The sequence below is a fragment of the Acidovorax sp. HMWF018 genome (assembly GCF_003061035.1).
Taxonomy (GTDB): Bacteria; Pseudomonadota; Gammaproteobacteria; order Burkholderiales; family Burkholderiaceae_C; genus Acidovorax; species Acidovorax delafieldii.
This window is the reverse complement of the sequence record NZ_QAIM01000372.1, coordinates 1-4398: the sequence shown is the minus strand read 5'-3', so window position 1 is coordinate 4398 and position 4398 is coordinate 1. Positions and strand designations below refer to the sequence as shown.

Genomic DNA, 4398 nt, shown 5'->3' with positions numbered 1-4398 from the left:
AGTCGGTATTGAACGATTGCGACAGCCCCCGTCGCCTACACTCGCGCCCCATGGCAAGCTTGGCCCCCCTTTCCCCCCGGCACCCTGCCGGGTTGATCCCCTCGGGCGAACTGTGGCTGCCGCGCGCCAGCCTCACGGCCTGCCTGCGCGCGGCCATGGCGCGCAGCACGGTGGGCCATGCGCTCAGCGATGCGCAGCGCATCAACCGCTTCCCTGCATCCCCCTTGTGCAGCCTGAGCTGGTGGTTTGAAGGCCGCAGCGAGGCCCTGGTGGCCGAGCGCCCCGACACCATGCCCACGGAACACAGCCCGCGCGAGGCCTACCCCGGCCGCTGGGTGCTTGCAGGCCCGCAGACGCGCCCCACTTCCAGCTACTGCGCAGGGCCCACGCACGCCATGATGGTGATGTTCATGCCCGACGCGCTGCACCAGCTCACCGGCGTGGACCCCGGCGCCCTGACCGACCGCATGGTCGACGCGCAATCCCTGTTGCCGCCCGACTGGCTGGCGCTGTGCGAAACGGTGCAAAACCTGCCCGACAACGCGGCCCGCCTGCAGCACCTGGAGGACTTCCTGGAGCCCCGCTGGCAAGCCTGCCGCCCCGCCCAGGCATTGCCCACACAGCGGTACGGCGACTGGGCCGCGCACCTGGCGCAGCGCGCCGCCCTGTCGGCCCCCGGCCGCAGCCTGCGCCAGCTGGAGCGGCGCATAAAGCGCTGGGCCGGACTGCCCCTGCGCGAGCTGCGGGGCTTTGGCAAGGCCGAGCAGGCGTTCTTCGACACAATCGCGGCCGATGCATCCCAAGGCAGCGTCAAATGGGCGGATGTCGCAGCGGGCGCCGGGTTCTCGGACCAGTCGCACCTGTGCCGCGTCACGCGCCGCATCACGGGCTATGCACCGCAGGCGCTGTATGACGGCATCTATGGGGACGAAGCTTTCTGGGCCTATCGCATCTGGGTGTAGCGCTGCCCAGGTCCTTGCCTGGCATGCAGGCCCGGCGCCCGTATCATCCCCGCCATGCTTGCCAAGTTGATGAGTTTCCTTCTGCTGGGGATCGTGCGGTTTCTCACCGGCTCCCAGGCCCGCTGGTATGGCTGCCCGCCCAAGGCCGAGCAGCGTATCTACTTTGCCAACCACCAGAGCCACGCCGACATGGTGCTGATCTGGGCGGCGCTGCCCGAAGAGCTGCGCAGCATCACGCGGCCCATCGCTGCCAAGGATTACTGGACGAAGACGCCGTTCCGGCAGTGGATCACCACCGCCGTGTTCAACGCCGTGTATGTGGACCGCCAGGCCACGCCCGCGCGGCCGGTTGCGCCGGTGGCGGCCGAGCCCACTGGGGCACCAGCCACGCCGAGCGATGCAGACACGGCCGCCGCAGGTGGCCCAGACCCATCGCCCGAAGCCCCGCCGCGCGCCCCAACCCCCGAGGAGTTGCGTTCCGCCCTGCCAGAGTCCGACCCGCTGGCCCCGCTGGTGCGCGCGCTCGAGAGCGGCGACTCCATCGTGATCTTCCCGGAAGGCACGCGGGGCCATGGCGACGAGCCCCAGTCGTTCAAATCCGGCCTGTTCAAGCTGGCACAGATGTTTCCGCAGGTGGTGCTGGTGCCCGCATGGATCAACAACGTGCAGCGCGTGATGCCCAAGGGCGAGGTGGTGCCGGTGCCCATCCTGTGTTCGGTGACCTTTGGCGCGCCCATCCAGCTCGAAGCGGGTGAAGAGCGCCGCCCGTTCCTCGACCGCGCGCGCCGCGCCGTCATCGCTCTGCGGGAAGTCTGAGCATGACCCGTCCGAAGCCCCTGACCTTGCCGAATGCTGCGCCCCGGAGCGCGCGCTGACATGAACCAATTCCTGCGCAACCTCACCGCCACCCAGCAGATCGGGGCCTTGTTCCTGGTCGTGTTCGGCATCCTGTCCATCGTCACCGTGTGGGCCTTTGTGCGCAATCTGCGAGAGCACGCCAGCGACGACCCCGAAGCAGAAGCCCGGGCCCTGGAAGCCAAGCGCTTCTGGGGGCTGCTCAAGACCTCCTGGGTCATGGCCACGGTGTTCTGGATCGGCTGGGTGCTGGGCGAAACGGTGGCCACGGTGCTGTTTGCCATCGTGGGCTTTTTTGCGCTGCGCGAGTTCATCACCCTGTCGCCCACGCGCCGGGGCGACCACCGCAGCCTGGTGCTGGCGTTCTTCGTGGTGCTGCCCTTGCAGTTCTGGCTGGTGGGCAGCAAGCACTTCGACCTGTTCACCGTGTTCATCCCGGTGTACGTGTTTCTGGCGCTGCCCGTGGTGAGCGCACTGGCCAACGACCCCCAGCGGTTTCTGGAGCGCAATGCCAAGCTGCAGTGGGGCATCATGGTCTGCGTGTACGGCATGAGCCACGTGCCCGCGCTGCTGCTGCTCGACTTCCCGGGCTACCGCGACAAGGGCGCGTTTCTGGTGTTCTTTCTGGTGTTTGTGGTGCAGACCTGCATGCTGGTGCAGCACCTGCTCGGGCGGCGCTTTCCGCACAAACCGGTGGCGCCGCAAGTGAGCCAGAGCTTTCAGTGGACCAGCTGGCTGGCAGGCGTGGCCGCCGGGGGCCTGGCAGGCGGTCTGCTGACCTTCATCACCCCCTTCAAACCCGGCCAGGCGCTGGGCATGGCGCTGCTGGCCTGCGTGGCGGGCAGCCTGGGGCACCTGGTGATGAAAGCACTCAAACGCGACCGCGGCATCACCAGCTGGGGCATGCAGGGCATGTCCGTCACCGGTGCCGGGGGCCTGCTCGACCGGGTGGATGCGCTGTGTTTTGCAGCGCCCGTGTTCTTCCATTCGGCACGCTGGTACTTCGGTTTGTAGAAGAATCGGCCGATAGCGCTAGTTCCCATTGCCCCAATAGCTATAAAAACGAGAGCAAATGCGCATCCTTGGTATTGACCCCGGCCTGCAGACCACCGGCTTCGGCGTGGTGGACATGGACGGCCACAAGCTCAGCTACGTGGCCAGCGGCACCATCCGCACCACCACCCTCGCGCTGGGCGACCTACCCGGGCGCCTGAAGATCCTTTTCGACGGCATCACCGAGGTCGCAGCCCGCTACCAGCCCGATGTGGCCTCGGTCGAGATCGTGTTCGTCAACGTCAATCCCCAGTCCACACTGCTGCTGGGACAGGCGCGGGGCGCCGCCATCACCGCCCTGGTGGCCAGCAATCTGCCCGTTGCCGAATACACCGCGCTGCAGATGAAAAAGGCCGTGGTCGGCCACGGCCGCGCCGCCAAAAGCCAGGTGCAGGAAATGGTGCGGCGGCTGTTGCAGCTGCCAGGTCTGCCGGGCACGGACGCAGCCGACGGCCTGGGCATGGCCATCACCCATGCACACGCCGGTTCCGCCATGGGCCGCTTGGGCGAAGCCGCCACGCTGAACCGGCGGCAGCATGCGATGTACAAGGATGGGCGGAGTTACTGAAATCCCGCCATGACCAAAGTCGAAGTACCTAGGTTTGGAGCATCGCCCATACTGCACCTGACAGGCGCACTTGGATCAGTTGCACTGTGAGTAGCCTCGAGGCGGTAGGGATGACGTCTCGCGCGCTACGCGCCTGGCCAAAAGGATCGAAGACTGAACTGCATCAAAGCTGGCCCCGGTCCCAGGCCAGTAGAGGCCACGCGGTCCTGAGCAGAGCGTCAGAATCTGCGGTTTGGTATCAATCTCCGCCCCTTCTCCGCGCTCCACCACCATCTCATAACGGATGGTTGAAGCGGGTTTGCCTCGAAAGGTCTCCAACACGCGTGCGTGATAGATGTGACGCTCCTCGGTCACTACGTCAGCTGCCTCGTGGTGCGCACTTTTATTGTGCAGTGGAGCTATGTCCACACGGGTGTGAACAACAAGGGCCGAGTAGGACGTCTGCGCAATCGCTTTTGCCAGAAACTCCCTTTCGGAAGACGCCATGGCTTCGGCAGAGTTCGTTTCTCCTGCGGCTGGCATCGTCACCGCAAAGGCACCGTCGGTGTTGAACCAGGAACCCGCGATAAATGTGGCTACCACCACGCTAGCGCGCAAACTCATGACTCACTCCCCGCTTCAGACGATGTCCCCTGAAAAACTGGCAAGGATTTGCCCTGCGCCGATCCGGAGGGAAAGGTGAATGCATCCCAGACGCTCGCGGGATATCGACTGATATTGACTTCGTTGCCCTGGTTGCCTCCGAGCATGAAGTAGTGTTTGCCATCACGGCTCTGGCCGACTGCAAACGCCACGTGCCCTCCGCCAGACCTGCTTTTGATACAGATGGCCCCATAAACGGGACTCTTGAGTTCCACGCCGAAGTTAGGGCAACGCTGATTAAGGTCCACCATTGAGAGGGGTCAAACGTTATCCGCAGATGAAGCAGCAGACCTTGGCAATGGCCGCAGATCAAGACAA

At 65.3% G+C, this 4398-nt stretch carries 6 protein-coding genes; 4 read left to right on the top strand and 2 right to left on the bottom strand.

The features are described 5' to 3' along the window. Positions 1–8: 8 nt before the first annotated feature. Genes DBR23_RS14440 through ruvC form a run of 4 tightly spaced genes read left to right on the top strand, consistent with a single transcriptional unit; the run spans position 9 to position 3438 of the window. Positions 9–962 carry a helix-turn-helix domain-containing protein gene (locus tag DBR23_RS14440; RefSeq protein WP_233250464.1) on the top strand — a complete coding sequence of 318 codons (954 nt, stop codon included), beginning with the start codon at positions 9–11 and terminating at the stop codon, positions 960–962. 54 nt (positions 963–1016) lie between these two features. Continuing rightward, positions 1017–1778, top strand: coding sequence for a 1-acyl-sn-glycerol-3-phosphate acyltransferase (locus DBR23_RS14435; protein WP_056746924.1), 762 nt, complete (start codon positions 1017–1019; stop codon positions 1776–1778). A 60-nt stretch (positions 1779–1838) separates the two neighbouring features. Then, positions 1839–2831 carry a phosphatidate cytidylyltransferase gene (locus tag DBR23_RS14430; protein WP_056066583.1) on the top strand — a complete coding sequence of 331 codons (993 nt, stop codon included), beginning with the start codon at positions 1839–1841 and terminating at the stop codon, positions 2829–2831. Between the two features lie 58 nt (positions 2832–2889). Then, the gene (ruvC, locus tag DBR23_RS14425; protein ID WP_056066401.1) at positions 2890–3438 is read left to right on the top strand and encodes a crossover junction endodeoxyribonuclease RuvC; all 549 of its coding nucleotides are present in this window, start codon (positions 2890–2892) and stop codon (positions 3436–3438) included. A gap of 75 nt (positions 3439–3513) precedes the next feature. Here ruvC and DBR23_RS14420 read toward each other — a convergent pair whose 3' ends face one another. Then, on the bottom strand, positions 3514–4041 hold the full coding sequence (locus DBR23_RS14420) for a hypothetical protein (RefSeq protein WP_108498715.1): 528 nt from the start codon (positions 4039–4041) through the stop codon (positions 3514–3516). Further along, a complete protein-coding gene (locus tag DBR23_RS29960; protein ID WP_199227711.1) occupies positions 4038–4232 on the bottom strand; it encodes a hypothetical protein in 195 nt (64 codons plus the stop codon). Before DBR23_RS29960 ends, DBR23_RS14420 begins: the two co-directional genes overlap by 4 nt. Between the last annotated feature and the right edge of the window lie 166 nt (positions 4233–4398).